Genomic DNA, 15,638 nt, shown 5'->3' with positions numbered 1-15,638 from the left:
ACCCTCCCAGCGGGACGGCCCCGGCCTCACGCGGACGACCAGGAACCCTGGTACGACCTTGTCCGTGTGGCGCAGGGGCCGTCCTGTGTTCTGAGGTGCTATCGCGGCTGGGTGAGCCACATGAGCAGGGCCAGCACGGCGGGTGCGGCGGCAAGGAGTGAGAGGGCCACCGGCCAGCCCAGCCAGAGCGTGAGCGCCGCGAGCAGGAGGCCGACGGCGATCTCGCAGGTGAGACGTCGCAGGGGAACGCTGGGGGCGCCATCGGGTGCGGGACCGTGCCGACGACGCTGAGAGGCGAGCTCGGTGCTGGCGATGAGGACCGGCCCGGCCAGCAGCGCCAGGTAGCGCCACGGTCCAGGTGCCTGCACGGCAGCAAGGGTGACGACGGCGTAGCAGACGACGTCGGTGAGCAGACGTCCGGTCGACAGGCTGTCCACGCCGCGGTAGGCGTCACCGCTCAGGGGCTGAACTGGATCCACGGGAGCTCCTCACCTCGTCGTGCTGCTCGCCTCCTCAGTATGCGCCTGTGTGCCGGTCTGCGGCACGGGAGAGCGCCAAATGCTCCAGGCCACCGCGGGCAGGTAGATGACGAGGGGCACCCACAGTGAGGTGAGCCCCTCCCAGAAGGTCCTGTCCGTGAGGTGGGCGTACACGGCAATGACCAGCAGCGCGCCTGAGAGAGCGGCGACGGTGCTGCCCAGGCGGGAAAGAAGACGCGAGTACGTGCTAGCCACAGTTCGGCGACCTCCATCTGGCCTGTGAACACCTACTGCACCAGTCTACGGATGCCTGACAGCGTGACGGCCATCTCGGTTGTTATCGATTTGTTATATATATATGCCGGGATGTGTTTCAGGTCATACGGTCTATCATTGTTTTGGTTCCTTTCGGGGCGTGTCTCATTGAGTTGCCCTTGCTCTTCGATGAGGTCGGGCAAAAGAGGTTGATTGCAATGGTGAAGTCAAGTCCGCTGAGGCGTGGTGTGTTCACGGTGGCGTTGTCAACGCTGTTCACTGTGGGGTGCTTTGTATCAATCGCACCCAGTGCGGATGCGTTGTCGTCTAATTGTAGTGCGGAGCTTCAGACGATAGTTGGCGCTACTCGCGCGGCGGGCACCTGTTCAAGCATTGGCAGTGATACGAAGGTTCGCGTGACTCTCGATCTGACGAATTCTCCCGACTACCACTCATCGTGGTTCACGAATACCAATACCTGGCATTACACGCCGTATTACTACACGTCGCCGACCAGTAGCATTTGGCCTCGCAGTGCACGTGTCGATCAGGCGCCTCGGTGATGCCTGGACATCCAGAAGTTACCCTGACCGGGGTGGGATTCTCCTACCGCGGCGTGCGCGAGCGCGTGATATATCGGGACGTCACCTGTCGCCTTACGGCTGGGCGGCTGTATGCGGTGATGGGACCCTCCGGTGCGGGTAAGACCACCCTGTTCCGTTTGATCACCGGTGACCTCGGACCGGATACCGGGACGATTAAGTTTACGGGTGCGGATGGCAGCCGACGCGTGGCTCAGGTCTACCAGGACTATCGGTTGGTTCCGTACCTAACCTCTGTTGAGAATGTGAAGCTGGCCCAAGAATTTGCCTCGGCAAGTGGTGGTGTGGGTCCTCTCCCGGATGCCGCTGCACTGCTGGAAAAACTTGGGCTTGCCGGGCGTGCCGAGGCCGTCGTGGGTAGTCTTTCTGGGGGTGAGCAGCAGCGAGTGGCTATCGCTCGCGCATTAGCGACGGCTCCCCAGGTCCTGCTGGCCGATGAGCCGACTGGCGCGGTCGACGAGACCGCGACCCGGGAGATCGCGCAGCGCTTTGTTGACCTTGCGCATGACGACGGACTACTGGTTCTGGTGGCGACCCATGACCCGGTGGTCGCGGAACATGCCGACGTAGTGTTGCGTATTCGTGACCACGACCTCGTGGCCGAGATACCTGTCGCAGATGCTGGGGCTGACGGAGGTCTGTGATGACCCGACTGCAATCCAGGGTCATCACCCGGTCGATGTCTGGGCGTCCGGGACTGTTCGCCGCGGCACTGTTGGTGGCAGGTGGCCTGGCCTTGTTCGGTTCCCTGCTGCTCAGTGCGAGGGCCACCTTCCTGGCCGTGGTGGAGGCCGGGGCCCGCGTTGAATTCGGCGGCTACGATTACCAGGTCGGTGGCGACAGTGATGAGCTTTCCGACTACATGCGTACGCTGGCAAGTCATGGGCAGGCGGTGGCGGTACTGCGTGCCAGCGCCGCCGTAACCGGGCCGCGGGCCACCTCTGATGTACAGGCGTATGCGCTGAGCGGGCCCTCCCGTTCCGGCCTACTTGTGCAGGGTGAGTATCCAGCTGCTGACGGCGAGGCCTCGATCTCCGTTGAGGTCGCCCGCCGCACGGGCCTGCATATAGGGGATCACCTGGAACTGACTGCGGAAGACATGCCTGCGGGTGCTCGGGCATATACGGTGACGGGCGTGACCCGTAATCCCTCTGCTACAGGTGATCTTACGGCTACCGTGATTGTTGGTGATCTCCTGGGGAATGATGGGAGTGGGGTTGTTTCCTCCTGGCTGAGTAATACCAACCCGTGTGAACAGATCAGGCTGGAACAGCAGTGCGGCAGCGGTGCGGTCACGACAGCGGGGATCGACCAGGCGGTCCGTGCTGCAACGCAGGAAGTCAGTTCTCGGCGGCTGGCTGGCTTCCCCGTTCTGGTGGTGCTGCTACTCCTGAGTGCTGGAGCAGGTTGCGGGGCGGCTCTGGCGGCACACCGCCCCCGTGTCGAGCGCGTTGCCGGGGCGCTGCGAGCTGCGGGTGCGACGCCACGCCGCGCGCAGGCCCTGGCTGGTGCGGCCATGCCGCTCACGCTCATCATCGGTAGTGTTCTAGGGATCATCCTGGCTCAGGTGGTTCTCGGCGTGGGCTACGGGAGCATCGGCTCGGCGTTGGGTCAGTACTGGGCCGGTTATCGGCCGGTGCTGGCGCAGGTCCTGGGTCTCACCGCAGCCTGGTTGTTACTTGCTGGCCTACTGGGAGCGTTGCCGGACCGGCTGCGCCGCTGGTCGGCCGATACGCGAGGCGCGGCCTGGCGCCTGCGCCCCACCTACGGAGTGGTGCTGGGTGCGGTAGGGACGATCGCGGCAATGGCACTCGTCTACTTGCGGGTTGCAGAGCCGCATCGGGTGCTCACCGGTCATGTTCTGGGAGTGATTCTGGCGGCATTGACTACGCCGGTACTGCTATTCAGCCTGCCGTGGTTGCGGCGTACCCCTATCGCGGGCACAGCAGTGCGACACTGTCTTACCGTCGCACTTCCTGTTCTCATGGTCACGATGATGTTCACCGGTTTCGCTTCCTTCTACAGTGCAAACCTTCACTTCGGCCTCACGAATGGGACTGAGGGGCAAGAAGACCAGACACTTACGGTTCAAGGACTCACTGCACAGGACGTCTCCGTGTTGACCGCCGCCTACCCGCAAGCGATGGAATCGGCCTTCGTGTTCACACAGTTGCGTGAGGATCAGCATCAGCCGCGGGTTGGCCCGGCGGGCGAAGCAAGCTGCACCTCGGCCTTGTGCTTCAGTGCTCTCGGACTGGTCGCCTTGGCCCCTGAGCAGGGGCCTGCGGCAGAGCTGGCTGGTACTGCGGCAACCGAGTTGCTGGGAGGCGGCGCGGAAGGGCGAGCGACGCTTGTCTTCTTCACCCCGGCTACGGACCAGGTCGAGGAGACTGCTGAGATGACGGGATTGTCGCCGTCGAGTTTGTTAGACAATCAATGGCTACCTGACGTGGTGCTCAGCGCTGACGATGTGCAGGTGGGGGAGCTGGGGCTCATTCCGTCTACTGGACGGACGATCTACCTGCCACACTTCGGTTCCCTTCCAGACGATCGACGCGATGCCTTCCGTAGCGACGTCATCACCCGGGCCGGCTATGCATTTGTCATCGAACCGGACTCTCCGGAGCGGCGCCAGCTGATGAGACAGGCACTCGCCCTGCCGATTGCTGCAGGCCTGGCGGCAATGATCGGCCAAGGACTCGCGGCGATCACGTTCTTGGGACGGCTACGGTCTGTGCGCCTGCAGGCGCGGGACTACGGCGCTGATAGATACCGTCAGTGTGCTCTCACCGTGCCATTGAGCGTGAGTCTGGTGGTGTGCACGGCCACAGCATCCCTATTTGGCCGCTTCGGAGCGCAGCCGGCTGTGCTGATGAACAATCCCCTAGTGACCGGCTCTTTCGGTTGGTGGTGGGCTATGCCCGTTGTGGCGTCGGCATTGGTGTCCGCCGGTCTGCTGGTTGCTGGGGCTTGTAGCCCCAGCAATGGCGACGCCGGTGTCTAGCCAGCGGGTGTAGGTGAAATAACGTTGTGAGGTGTGGACCTCGGCACCTCGCGCACGCTCACCAGCCACGGGCAGCGGCGGCGCAGCAGGTGCTCGAAGCGCGCGTGCATGGTGACGACGGCGGCCGGGCAGTCGTGGCACGCGCCCTCCAGCGCGATCTCGACGACGCCGTCCCTCACGCGCTGGACCGTGAAGCTGCCTCCATGGGCGCGTGCGATCGCTGCGACCGGTCCCTCCGCGATCTCTCGGGCGGCGGCCTCCAGCACCTCGTCCGGTCCGACCCCGACGGCGCCGGGCGCGGCCTCCCACGAGCCGGGGATCCCCAGCGCGTCAACGAGGGCTGCCCGTACAGCTGGTCCAGCCTCGCCCCAGGTGCGCCCAGGGGCGAGCAGGGTCAGCACCGCGCCAGGCGCTACCTCGAGGCCGGCCAGCACGCCGTCGTCGAGCAGCGCCTGGAGCATGCGCGGGGCGCGCGCCACCGACCCGGTGAAGGGCAGCAAGCCATCGGGTACCACCCAGCGCAGGACCGCGGGGTCCGGCGTCGTCACCGGGTGGGTGGGGACCACGGGCACGGCGGGCTGCTCCTCTCTGTGTGACGGTGACTCCGGGTGCCGGCGTCACATGAGCGCGGCGACGACGGCGTGCACCACTGCTCCTGCGACCCAGGCCAGCACGAACAGGTAGCCATAGGCAACCGCCGCCCACCTCCACGTCCCCGTCTCACGGCGGATGGTGCCCGCCGTAGCCATGCACTGCATCGCGAAGACGAAGAAGGCGAGGATCGCGGCGACCGTGGCCGGGTTGAAGACCTGCTCACCGGCCGAGTTGGTGAGCGTGTCCCGCTGGTAGGTCATGGCCTGAAGCTGCGCGGTGGGCGCCTCCGGGTCCGAGGCGGCACCCATCTGGCCCAGCGTGGCCACAAAGGTCTCGCGTGCCGCCAGCGAGGAGAGCACCGCGACGTTGACCCGCCACTCAAAGCCCAGCGGCTCAAAGACCGGCTCCACGAAGCGGCCGACGGCGGCGCCCCAGGAGCTGTCCATGACGTAGCTGGTGCGCTGGGCGTCGTAGAGCGCAGCCAGCTCCTCAGCGTCCGTCACCGGCGCGCCGTCCTCCCCGACCACCGTAGAGGCCGCCGGGGACTCCACCGCCTGGGCCACCGCGGAGCACTCGGCAGAACTGGCGCAGTAGGCCTCGAACTCGGCGTCGGAGCGCAGCGGGACGTTGAGCAGCACCCAGATGACGATCGTGGCGGTCAGGATGATCGTCCCGGCCTTCTTGGCAAACCCCTTGGCCGCGTCCCACACCACGACGCCGACGGTCCTGGCCCGTGGGAGGCGGTAGGGCGGCATCTCCATGTAGAAAGGCAGGAGCGTCCCGCCGCGGTCGGTGAGCCTCTTGACCGCCCAGGCCGCCGTCATCGCGGCCACCGCCCCGGCCAGGTACAGGACGAACATGATCGTCCCGCGTGCGCCGAAGGGGCCGATGCGGTCCTCAGGCCCTACGAGCAGGGAGATCATGATGATGTAGACCGGCAGCCGCGCCGAGCAGGTCATGAGCGGCGCCGCCAGCATCGTGGCGAGCCTGTCCTTGGCGCTGGGCAGGGTACGCGTGGCCATGATGCCGGGGATCGCGCAGGCGAAGGAGGACAGCAGCGCCACGAAGGCGCGTCCTTCCAGGCCGGCTGAGGCCATGACCCGGTCCATGAGGAAGGCGGCCCGCGCCATGTACCCCACACCCTCCATAAGGGCGATGAGCAGGAACATGATGACGATCTGCGGGATGAAGGTGAGGACCCCGCCCACGCCGCCGATGACGCCGTCGCCCAGCAGCCCGGCCAGTACGGGTGCCGGGCCGTCCAGCCAGGAGTGGACCTGTGCTCCCAGCCACCCGAAGGCCGACTCGATCGCGTCCTGGAAGGGCGCCGCCCAGGTGAAGATCGCCTGGAAGAAGAGGTACATGACGGCGAAGAAGATGAGCGTGCCCCACACGGGGTGCAGCAGGACCCGGTCGACCGCGGCAGTGCGCCGGTCCTCGCTGGGCGGCACGTAGTCCGCCGCCTCCAGCACGGACTCGGTCCAGCTCAGCCGCTCGGCCCCGCTGGTCGGCGGGGCGAGGGGCACGCGCTCCCAGGTGCGCCAGGAGCCGATGGCCTCGCGTAGCCGGGTGATGCCCACCGAGCGGTTGCCGATGACGCGCACGGCAGGAACACCGACGGCGCGGCCCAGCGCCTCGACGTCCAGGCGGCCGCCGCGGCGGGTCAGCTCGTCAGTCATGGTGACGGCCAGGCAGGTGGGTAGGCCCAGGGCGAGGGCCTGGGCGGCCAGGCCCAGGGAGCGCGAGAGCGTCGTGGCGTCGATGACGACGACGAGCGCGTCCGGAGCCTCCTGCTCGGCCAGCCGGCCGGTGAGCACGTCGAGGACGACCTGCTCGTCGGGGCTGATGGGCTCCAGGGAGTAGGCGCCGGGCAGGTCCTCGATGGTGACCGGCACACGGCGAGGAGCGTCGCCTTCCTCCAGGCCGGCCTCGCGGGCGGTGAGCTGGCACGTGCCGACGGCGCGGGCCACCGTGACGCCGGGGTAGTTGCCGGTCTTGGCGCGAAGACCCGTCAGGGAGTTGTAGATGGAGGTCTTTCCGGCGTTGGGGGAGCCTGCCAGCGCGATGCGGTCCGCGCCGGCGTGGACGCGGCCGGAGTCGGTCCCGCAGTAGCAGACGGCGCCGTCGTCGTGGCAGGAGGCGGAGGCGGTGGAGGTGACCGGGATGCTCATGCCAGGACCTCCACCATGACCAGGGCGGCGTCATGACGGCGCAGGCTGAGGGAGTAGTCGGCCACCGTGTAGGTGGTGGGGTCTCCCAGCGGAGCCCTGCGGCCCACGAGCACCTCACGTCCGGGCTCCAGTCCGAGGTCGACCAGTCGTCGGGCGAGCTGGGTGCCTCGCTCCTCGGTGACGGTGGTGACGCGGCCGCGCTGGCCACGTCGAAGCAGCGACAGGGGGGTCTGCTCCACGACGGCGGTGCTCATCTGGGGTCCTTCTGTTGGGGCACGGGACATGGTCGTCCCGTGACAGAAGATTAGGCTAGCCTTATAACACTCATGGTGACAGGTCGAGAGTCCTTGTCAGGCAAGGTGAGAGAGGACTCACGCCCGGGGCGCTCGTCCTAGAGCCGGAAGCGTGCCCCGCTGCCAGGCTGGTCGAGCCAGGCCCGGGCAGCCTCGATCCTGCGGCGGGTGGAGCGGGGGACAGGCTCGGGCAGCGCGTCAGGGGAGAACCAGCCCACCGCCGTCGACTCCTCGTCACCGACACGGGCCCGTGCCGCGCCGGCGGTGTCCGTGCGGGCCACGAAGTCGATCGACATGAATACGCAACGGTCCCCGTTGGGGAACTCGATCGGCTCCTCCGCCTCGACGGCGGTGACCCCGAGGATCTCAGGGGCGACGCCGGTCTCCTCCTCGCACTCGCGCAGCGCGGCCGCGGCTGGCTGCTCACCGGGCTCGGGGACGCCAGAGACCACGGCCCAGCGCCCGCTGTCCGAGCGCCGGCCGAGGAGGACCCGCCCCTCAGGGTCTGTGACGACGACGCTCACGCCGGGCAGCCACAGCTGGTCGTGCCCGATCTTGGCTCGCAGGGACAGGATGAAGTCTGGTGTCGGCATGGCGCTATCCTTTCGCGTTCGTCGCTGTCCCTTGGGACCGGCTGCTATCCCTGTACCGCCTTCGCTACCCCATGCAGCGCTCCCACCGGGTGCGGTGGTCACCTTGGGGTGGCTGGCAGCACGAAGGGGTAGCGAGCGCAGAGAAGGGGGCAGCCTCAGCGTGGCCGGGACGCAGCGACCTTGCGGGCCTGCGCCGCCCACGCCTCGACCGGGTCGTTGAGGGGCTCGGGCTGCCAGGTGCCGCCGGCGTGCTCGACCGCGCGCGCCAGCAGCCAGTCAGCGACGGCCGGGTTCTTGGGCAGCAGCGAGCCGTGCAGGTAGGTCCCGATGACGTGGTGGACGCGCCCTCCCTCGGTGCCGTCAGAGCCGTTGTTGCCGTCCCCGCTGCGCACGGTGCCGAAGGGGCGGGCCTGTGGCCCCAGGGTGGTCAGCCCGGAGTGGTTCTCGTAGCCGACCACCGGCCCCAGGTCCTCGGTGTCCAGCGTGATGTTGCCGATCAGCCGCCTTGGGCCGGCGACGGTCTGCGCGTCGAGCACGGACACCCCGGGGACCTCGGCGCCTGAGGAGGTGATGAAGCGGTGCCCGAAGAGCTGGTAGAGACCGCAGATGACGAGCATCGGGACGCCGTCAGCGGCCCACGCGCGCAGGTCGGCGGCGCGGTGGGCCAGGTCGTCCTTGATCCGCAGCTGGCCCGAGTCCTGCCCACCCCCGCCGACGACGAGGTGGACGTCGGAGGGCAGGTCGTCACCCGGGTCGTAGGTCAGCAGCTCGACGTCGTAGCCCTGCCACTGTGCGCGGCGGGCGAGCACGAGGGTGTTGCCCCAGTCCCCGTAGATGTTCATGTCGCGGGGGTAGAGCTGGAGCAGTCGGACGCGTCCGCGCGCGGCGCCGTCGGTAGTGTGACGGTAGGTGACAGGGGGCGTCACTTCATGACCTCCTCGACCTCGGTCAGCTCGCCCAGGTGGTGGCGCAGGGCCAGCATCGCGGTGTAGCTGGTAAAGATCCGCATGCGTCGGCCCTCGCGGCCAGAGGCGGCGCGCAGGACCTCCAGCGCCTTGGCCAGGTCCGGCTCGACGGCGCCCACAGGTACCTCGTCATAGCGCAGCCGCAGCGCCATGTCCCAGGCTCGTACCCCGGTGACGACGGCAACCCCCTCCTCGCGCAGGCTGGCGAGCTCGACGTCCCACAGCCAGGACATGTCCCTGCCGTCGGCGTACTCGTCGTTGATCGCGACCATGAGCACCTCGGGCCCTGTCTCCTCCTCGGCCTGCGCAGCAGTGAGCAGCGCCATACGGAAGCCTGCGGGGTTCTTCACCAGGGACAGCTCGACCTCGCGTCCGTCGAGCTCCACCACCTCGCCGCGCCCGAATGCGGGCTCGACCCGGCTGAGCTCGTCGAGGAGTGAGGTGACGTCCGCCTTCGGTCCCAGTACCTCCAGGGCCAGGGCCAGGGCGGCGCAGGCGTTGAGCTGGTTGTGCACGCCAGGGATCGTCATGGCGGTGCGGCGCTGGACGCCGCGCACCTGGAGCGTGACCTCCTGCCCGTGCAGCTCCTCCAGCAGGACGGTGGGACGTGACAGGGCCGCCGCCTGCGGGCCGGGCTCACCCGAGTGCGCGGTGGGCGCCTGGTCGTCGGCGCGCAGGACTCGGGTGTCACTGCCCTCGCCGGCTGGAGCGTCCTGGTGAGCGGGGCCGGGGCTGGTCGGCGGGGTCGTGCGCGCGGTGTGGAGCTCGTCGTCGGACAGGAAGACCGAGCGCAGGGCGGGGCCGACGCCGAACGTCGCGGTGCGGGCCGACAGCGTGCCCAGGAAACGGGGCGCGACCAGACGCGGGTCGTCGGCGTTGACTACGACGACGCCGGTGGTCGCCTGGGCAACCTGGTGCAGGAGGGAGGCGGTGTAGTCGACCTCGCCGAAGCGGTCGAGCTGGTCGCGCATGACGTTGAGCAGGAGCGTGGCCTTGGGACGCACGTGCTGGACGAAGCGCACGGCATGGGCCTCGTCCAGCTCCAGGACCGCGATGTCGGCGTCCACGCGCCCGCGCCAGTCGACCTCGGTGAGCAGGGAGGCGAGCACGCCACGGATGAAGTTCGAGCCGGTCCTGTTGGTCAGGACCTTGAGCCCCTGGGACCGGAGGAGCTGGACGACCATCTTCGTCGTCGTCGTCTTGCCGTTGGTCCCTGAGACCACGACGACGCCGTGCGGCAGCTGGCCCAGCACGCGTCCGAGGAACGCGGGATCCGTCCTCTCGACGACCAGGCCCGGCAGCGCCGTGCCGCCCGAGCCCCCGCCGCGCAGGCGCGCAGCCAGGCGCGCTCCCCGCCCCAGGGCGATGGTGGCGCTTGAACGCAGTGTCGTGGCCAGGCTGGTCATCGGGTGCGGCTCCTGCAGGGAGAAGGTCGTACAGCGGCCAGGTCAGTGTAGGTCCTTGGTCGCCGAGCAGACGGGAGGTCGTGGGCGCTCCGGCCTGGTTCCCTGCCTGCCCGACGTGGCCCGTCAGGGGACGACGACGTGGAGGGCACCCTCCTCGACCTGCACCTCCAGCCGGCGCGTGCTCCCGGCCGTGTCCCCGTCCAGCTCGAAGGGGATCTCTCGCTCGGCCTCGATGAGGACGCGGTGACCGCTGGTGACGGGGAAGCCGGACATGTCCCGGCCCGTGAGGACCTGGGCCCCGAGCTTGGCCCAGTCGGTGACCTTGTCCGGGCTGGCGATGAGCAGGTCGACCTGGGAGTCGGTGGGGGAGGCGTCCGGGAATAGCGTCATGCCGCCGGTGATCGTGCCGACGTTGCCCAGCAGCGCCATCACGGCCTGGTGCTCGACCGGCTCGGCGTCGTCGATAGTGACGGTGATGGTGAAGGGGTCCGGGACGGCGTTCTGCACGGCGGCGACGGCGTAGGCGCCCGAGCGTATGACCTTCTTGAGGTCGTCGTTCGTGTCCTCCATGATCTGGGCGTCCAGTCCCATGCCGGCCATGACGACGAAGCGCTCCTCCCCGGCGTCGCTGACGGCGTGGACGACGTCGATCGCCTCGGTCCTGCCGTTGAGGGCCAGGCGCAGGGCGGCGTCGGTGTCCAGGGGGACGCCGAGGTTACGGGCCAGCAGGTTGCCGGTGCCTGAGGGAAGCAGCGCCATGGGGGTGCCCGTGCCGGCGAGCTCGGAGGACACGGCGCGGACGGTGCCGTCCCCGCCGGCCACCATAACAAGGTCCACCCCAGCCTCCAGCGCGCGGTGTGCAGCCTCGTGGCCCGGGTCCTCCGCAGTGGTCTCCAGCCAGGTGGTGGGGTGCCAGCCGGCAGCCAGCACCTCGGCCTCGACGCGGCGGCGCAGCAGGGACAGGTCGTCGAACTTCGTGGGGTTGAGGATGACGGCGGCGCGCTTGTCCACGCTGCCCTTGGGCAGGCCCAGGTGGGCCCAGCCGGAGAGGATGGTGCTCAGCCCTCCGACCGTCAGCGCCAGGTTGGCCACGGCCACGCCCAGCAGGACCCCACCGACGGCGTCAGAGACGTGGATGAGGGCCATGGTCCACTGGGACACCGCGGTCAGGGCGACGACGGCGACGCCGACGGCGGCCCACCGTGCCACGATCGAGGTGGAGCGTCGGTGGGCGCGTGTGAGGGTGACCAGTACCCAGGCCAGGATCGTCATCGTGGTGACGTGGCTGGCTGGGTAGGCGCCGCCGAAGTGGGAGATGGAGTCGGAGAAGGCGGTCAGGGGGCGAGGCCGGTCGATGACGAAGGCCAGGACCACCTGGGCCGGGAGCCCGGCAGCGGCCACGGCCATCGCTAGAGCCAGGCGGCGCATGCGGGCCTTGTAGGAGAAGACCGCGACGCCAGTGATCATGATGACGCTGAAGAAGGGGTGCGTCAGCAGGGAGAACGCCTCAGAGACCTGGCCGGCGAGGGAGCGCGGGGGCAGGAAGGGAGGGCGCAGGAGCCGGTCGAGCCACCCTAGGTGGCCGGCGAGGGTGAGCCAGGTCCACACGGCGAACAGGACCGCGGAACCAAGGGTGAGGGTGATCTCCGGTGAGGTCCACAGGCGCCGTGCCAAGGAGCCCCGGGGTGTCTGCTTCGTGCTCATCGGTCAGCAAGCCTAACGGCAGCCGCCGCCGGTACGCGCTCCGGCTGCCAGACGCGGAGAAAGGTCGAGCCCGGAACCTCATGGTCTGAGATTCCGGGCTTTCCGTCGGGGTGGCGGGATTTGAACCCACGACCTCTTCGTCCCGAACGAAGCGCGCTACCAAGCTGCGCCACACCCCGTGTGCAGCGGAAACTATATCGACCCCGGTGCCAGCATGGGAAATCTAGGCACTGAGGGGTGAGTCACCCTGAAGCCGGTCGACGGCGGCCTGTCACGCACCCGAGCACCGGTGCGGCCTGGTGGGCTGGGGCGACCACCGTCGTTCTCAGGCTGGGGGGGACGAGGGTGAGGAGCGTCGCCTCAGGCCTGCAGGCCACGCGCACCGGCGTGTAGGGGCTGGTGCCCAGGCCGGCGGAGACGTGCAGGAACATGTGGTCGACTGCGGCAGGGTCCTCCAGCGCCCCGGGATAGCGCGACAGCCCTGAGGCACGAGCGGGATCCAGGTCGCAGTTGGTCACGAGCGCCCCGTAGCCAGGCACGCAGAGCTGGCCGCCGTGAGTGTGCCCGGCCAGGGCCAGGTCGACGTCGTCGCGGCTCATGGAGTCGAGGATCCGGCGGTAGGGGGCGTGCGTCAGGCCCAGCCGCAGCGGACGGCCCTCTCGGTCCAGGACGGGCGTGGCGCCGTCGTCGTGAGGGCCGGCGGGCTCGGGGTAGACGTCCCGGTCGGCGTGCGGGTCGTCCACGCCGACCAGCTCGATGCTCCGGCCGTGCACCTCCAGGGTCCCGCGCGTGTTGCCGAGGTCTACCCACCCGCCGGAGGACTGGAGGTCGCGGACCGCCCGCCAGGGCAGGGCCTCGACGTCGTTGGCGTCCTCGGGGGAGTCGGCGCTGCGCGGGTCCGGGCGCAGGTAGCGGGTGGGGAGCCGGAAGACGGTGGAGCGGTAGTCGTGGTCCCCCATGACGAAGGCGCCGGGCAGGCCGAGGAAGGGCTCCAGCGCCTGGCCGAGCGGCAGCAGCCCGCTGGCGAAGGAGAGGTTGTCCCCGGTGTTGACGACGACGTCGGGGTGCAGGTCAGCCAGCCCTCGTACCCAGTCCACACGTGCCTGGGTGCGGTCGGTCAGGTGCAGGTCGGACAGGTGGAGGACCGTGACCGGCTGCTGGCCGGGTGCCAGGACCGGGACGCTCCGACGTCGCAGCACCGGCATCCGCGCCTCAAGCAGCGCGTAGCCGAGCAGGCCGAGGCCGGCAGCAGTACCGAGGCCAAGGACGTGGCCGGCCGTGCGGGCGGCACCCATGCGCCTACTCATCCTTCTCCTCGTCGTACTCCTCCTCGGCAGCCGGGGCCTCCTGGGTGGTCTCAGACTCCTCGATCTCCTTGGGCTGTGGGCCTGGGCGAACGCCGAGGCTGACCTGGTTGAACTGCTCAGCAGGAGTGCCGGCCAGAGCGGCGTCCATGTAGGTCTTCCACAGCGGCGCCGGGGCGTCCGAGCCGTACATCGTGGCGTAGTAGCGCCCGCCGATGACCTGGCGGTTCATGGCACGGTACCCGTCGGAGTGGCCGAGCCACACCGCTGCGGACAGGCTCGGGGTGTAGCCGACGAACCAGGCGTTGTCCATGTAGTCGGTCGTCCCTGTCTTGCCGGCAGCGGGTCGGCCACCGGAGAGGATGGCGCCTCGTCCTGTGCCGGAGGGGGTGAGGACGGTCTGGAGGGTGACGCTGACCTGGTCCGCCGCCTCGGCGGTCATGACCTGGCTGCAGGAGGCTGAGGGCACCTTCATCTCCGTACCGTCGGAGTCGTGGATCTTGTCGATGGCGATCGGCTTGCAGTAGACGCCGTGGGCGGCGAACGTGGCGTAGGCGTTGGCCATCTGGAGGGCGGTGACCTCCTGGGAGCCGAGGGCGATCGAGGGCGTCGGCTGGAGCGGCTCGCCGGCGTTGGTCGTCACGCCCATCTTCGCCGCCAGGTCCGTGATGGAGCAGATGTCCATGGCTGCCGTCATCCTGGCGAACCCCACGTTGATCGACATCCTGGTGGAGTCGATGACGTTGTGCGTCCCGCCCTCTGAGGGGGAGGCGTTACCGACCGGCCAGGGGGAGGCGGCGCCCGGGTTGCAGGAGATGGTCCAGGTTGAGGCGGGGAAGGTGGTGGGGGAGGTGTTGAAGGACTCGTAGCCGGAGCGTCCCTGCTGGTACCACTCAGCCAGGACGAACCCCTTGAAGGTCGATCCTGGCTGGAAGCCGGAGGTTCCCTTCGCGTTCTCGACCCCGCCGTGGTTGGCGTCCACGCCCAGTGAGATCTGGGTGGCCGTGGGGTCCTCGGGCGTGGCGTCGCCGTAGTTCGTGTTCTGAGCGATCGCCAGCAACCGGCCGGTTCCGGGCTCCACCGAGACCAAGGCGGCCTTGACGTTGGACGGGTCACCGGTGGGGACGTAGGCCTGGACGGCAGCGTCGGCAGCGGCCTGCTTGGCCGGGTCCATCGTCGTGGTGATCGTCAGGCCGCCGCGCAGCAGCAGCTGGCGGCGCGAGGCCGCGTCCTTGCCGTACAGGTCGGAGTTCTCGATCTCGGAGACGGCGTACTCACAGAAGTAGGCCGCGGGCCCGGCAGCAGCACAGCCGCCGACGCTGTTGCTGACGTGGAGGAGGTCTGCGACCTGGACCTGGACGGCCTGGTCGTAGTCCTCCTTGCTGATGAACTCCTCCTCGTACATCTTCTTCAGCACCCAGTCCATGCGGCTCTTGGCCTTGTCCGGGTTCGTGAGCGGGTCGTACAGGCCCGGGGCGTTGGTCAGGCCTGCCAGCAGCGCCGCCTCGGGGACGGACAGGTCGGCCGCTGAGTGGGAGAAGAAGTGCCGCGAGCTGGCCTCGACACCGTAGGTCGAGGGACCGAAGGCGGCGATGTTGAGGTAGCCCTCCAGGATCTGCTGCTTGGAGTGCTTCTGCTCCAGGGTCAGGGCGTACTTGAGCTCGCGGAGCTTGCGGGCGTAGGTCGTCTCGGTAGCGGCCCGGATGGCAGCGGCGTCGTCCTTCTGGAGGCCGGCCTCGATCAGGACGTTGCGCACGTACTGCTGGGTCAGGGTGGAGGCGCCCTGCGAGCCGCCCGAGGCGTTGGAGACGAAGGCCCGCACGATGCCGGTGGGGTCGACGCCCTTGTGCTGGTAGAAGCGCTGGTCCTCGACGGCGACGATCGCGTTCTGCATGTTCGTCGAGATCTGGTCCAGCGAGACGACGATGCGGTTCTCGGCGTAGAACTGGGCCAGGTCGGTCCCGTCCGCGGCCTTGATGACCGAGACCTGACTGGGCTCCAGGACGTTGAAGTCCGAGGGGAGCTCGTCGAAGAGCTGCTGCGAGGCCCGCGTCACCGCGGAGGCGGCGCCGATCAGCGGAGCGGCGAATCCAGCCGTCACGATACCTCCTGCTGTGGACAGCAGGAGGAAGACCAGCAGCATCGAGATGACCTGGGCTGGCGAGAGCGAGCGACCACGGGAGGAGGAGGGCGACATGGTGCCCAGGGTACGTGGCCAGAGCCTGTTGGCGCTGTGGGGCACGACGCGAAGGGCCCTGACTCGCGCGA

The 15,638-nt window shown here is 68.7% G+C and carries 13 protein-coding genes and 1 tRNA gene; 2 read left to right on the top strand and 12 right to left on the bottom strand.

What is annotated here, in order from left to right; translation table 11 throughout:
- Nucleotides 1–98: 98 nt before the first annotated feature.
- Together HRL51_RS11030 and HRL51_RS11025 are read right to left on the bottom strand one after the other, a co-directional pair.
- On the bottom strand, nucleotides 99–479 hold the full coding sequence (locus HRL51_RS11030; RefSeq protein WP_172191824.1) for a hypothetical protein: 381 nt from the start codon (nucleotides 477–479) through the stop codon (nucleotides 99–101).
- Nucleotides 480–488: 9 nt separating this feature from the next.
- Nucleotides 489–734 carry a hypothetical protein gene (locus HRL51_RS11025; protein ID WP_172191823.1) on the bottom strand — a complete coding sequence of 82 codons (246 nt, stop codon included), beginning with the start codon at nucleotides 732–734 and terminating at the stop codon, nucleotides 489–491.
- 595 nt (nucleotides 735–1,329) lie between these two features.
- Between HRL51_RS11025 and HRL51_RS11020 the strand changes: the two genes are divergently transcribed.
- Complete coding sequence (locus HRL51_RS11020) at nucleotides 1,330–1,980, top strand: ATP-binding cassette domain-containing protein (protein ID WP_172191822.1); 651 nt, start codon at nucleotides 1,330–1,332, stop codon at nucleotides 1,978–1,980.
- Nucleotides 1,980–4,340, top strand: coding sequence for a hypothetical protein (locus HRL51_RS11015; RefSeq protein WP_172191821.1), 2,361 nt, complete (start codon nucleotides 1,980–1,982; stop codon nucleotides 4,338–4,340). The genes HRL51_RS11020 and HRL51_RS11015 overlap by 1 nt, the downstream gene beginning before the upstream one ends.
- Here HRL51_RS11015 and HRL51_RS11010 read toward each other — a convergent pair.
- From HRL51_RS11010 to HRL51_RS10965, 10 genes are all read right to left on the bottom strand, one after another.
- Nucleotides 4,337–4,912, bottom strand: a complete 576-nt coding sequence (locus tag HRL51_RS11010; protein ID WP_172191820.1) for a NifU family protein — start codon at nucleotides 4,910–4,912, stop codon at nucleotides 4,337–4,339. The two genes, HRL51_RS11015 and HRL51_RS11010, sit on opposite strands and share 4 nt — an antisense overlap.
- 45 nt (nucleotides 4,913–4,957) lie before the next feature.
- A complete protein-coding gene (gene feoB / locus HRL51_RS11005) occupies nucleotides 4,958–7,105 on the bottom strand; it encodes a ferrous iron transporter B (RefSeq protein WP_172191819.1) in 2,148 nt (715 codons plus the stop codon).
- Nucleotides 7,102–7,359 (bottom strand): FeoA family protein, encoded by a 258-nt coding sequence (locus HRL51_RS11000; RefSeq protein ID WP_172119164.1) that lies wholly within the window; start codon nucleotides 7,357–7,359, stop codon nucleotides 7,102–7,104. The genes feoB and HRL51_RS11000 overlap by 4 nt, the downstream gene beginning before the upstream one ends.
- A 137-nt stretch (nucleotides 7,360–7,496) precedes the next feature.
- Entirely contained in the window at nucleotides 7,497–7,991 is a 495-nt protein-coding gene (locus HRL51_RS10995; protein WP_172191818.1) for an NUDIX hydrolase, read from the bottom strand.
- 155 nt (nucleotides 7,992–8,146) lie between these two features.
- Nucleotides 8,147–8,917, bottom strand: a complete 771-nt coding sequence (locus HRL51_RS10990; RefSeq protein ID WP_244960177.1) for a type 1 glutamine amidotransferase — start codon at nucleotides 8,915–8,917, stop codon at nucleotides 8,147–8,149.
- Entirely contained in the window at nucleotides 8,914–10,362 is a 1,449-nt protein-coding gene (locus HRL51_RS10985) for a Mur ligase family protein (protein WP_172191816.1), read from the bottom strand. The genes HRL51_RS10990 and HRL51_RS10985 overlap by 4 nt, the downstream gene beginning before the upstream one ends.
- 123 nt (nucleotides 10,363–10,485) lie before the next feature.
- Complete coding sequence (locus HRL51_RS10980) at nucleotides 10,486–12,066, bottom strand: diacylglycerol/lipid kinase family protein (RefSeq protein ID WP_172191814.1); 1,581 nt, start codon at nucleotides 12,064–12,066, stop codon at nucleotides 10,486–10,488.
- A gap of 105 nt (nucleotides 12,067–12,171) precedes the next feature.
- A tRNA-Pro gene (locus HRL51_RS10975) sits at nucleotides 12,172–12,245 on the bottom strand.
- 63 nt (nucleotides 12,246–12,308) lie between these two features.
- On the bottom strand, nucleotides 12,309–13,373 hold the full coding sequence (locus HRL51_RS10970; protein WP_244960176.1) for a metallophosphoesterase: 1,065 nt from the start codon (nucleotides 13,371–13,373) through the stop codon (nucleotides 12,309–12,311).
- A complete protein-coding gene (locus HRL51_RS10965) occupies nucleotides 13,366–15,567 on the bottom strand; it encodes a transglycosylase domain-containing protein (protein ID WP_172191812.1) in 2,202 nt (733 codons plus the stop codon). Before HRL51_RS10965 ends, HRL51_RS10970 begins: the two co-directional genes overlap by 8 nt.
- Nucleotides 15,568–15,638 lie beyond the last annotated feature (71 nt).

It is taken from the genome of Actinomyces faecalis, from assembly GCF_013184985.2.
Taxonomy (GTDB): Bacteria; Actinomycetota; Actinomycetes; order Actinomycetales; family Actinomycetaceae; genus Actinomyces; species Actinomyces faecalis.
Note: the sequence above shows the minus strand (reverse complement) of the source record. Positions and strands in the feature narration are given on the sequence as shown.

Excerpts from the sequence above, each read along its gene's own strand:
- HRL51_RS10965 (WP_172191812.1), bottom strand. The coding sequence starts at position 15,567 with ATGTCGCCCTCCTCCTCCCGTGGTCGCTCGCTCTCGCCAGCCCAGGTC.
- HRL51_RS10980 (WP_172191814.1), bottom strand. The coding sequence starts at position 12,066 with ATGAGCACGAAGCAGACACCCCGGGGCTCCTTGGCACGGCGCCTGTGG.
- HRL51_RS11015 (WP_172191821.1), top strand. The coding sequence starts at position 1,980 with ATGACCCGACTGCAATCCAGGGTCATCACCCGGTCGATGTCTGGGCGT.
- HRL51_RS10995 (WP_172191818.1), bottom strand. The coding sequence starts at position 7,991 with ATGCCGACACCAGACTTCATCCTGTCCCTGCGAGCCAAGATCGGGCAC.
- HRL51_RS11000 (WP_172119164.1), bottom strand. The coding sequence starts at position 7,359 with ATGAGCACCGCCGTCGTGGAGCAGACCCCCCTGTCGCTGCTTCGACGT.
- HRL51_RS10985 (WP_172191816.1), bottom strand. The coding sequence starts at position 10,362 with ATGACCAGCCTGGCCACGACACTGCGTTCAAGCGCCACCATCGCCCTG.
- feoB (WP_172191819.1), bottom strand. The coding sequence starts at position 7,105 with ATGAGCATCCCGGTCACCTCCACCGCCTCCGCCTCCTGCCACGACGAC.
- HRL51_RS10970 (WP_244960176.1), bottom strand. The coding sequence starts at position 13,373 with ATGAGTAGGCGCATGGGTGCCGCCCGCACGGCCGGCCACGTCCTTGGC.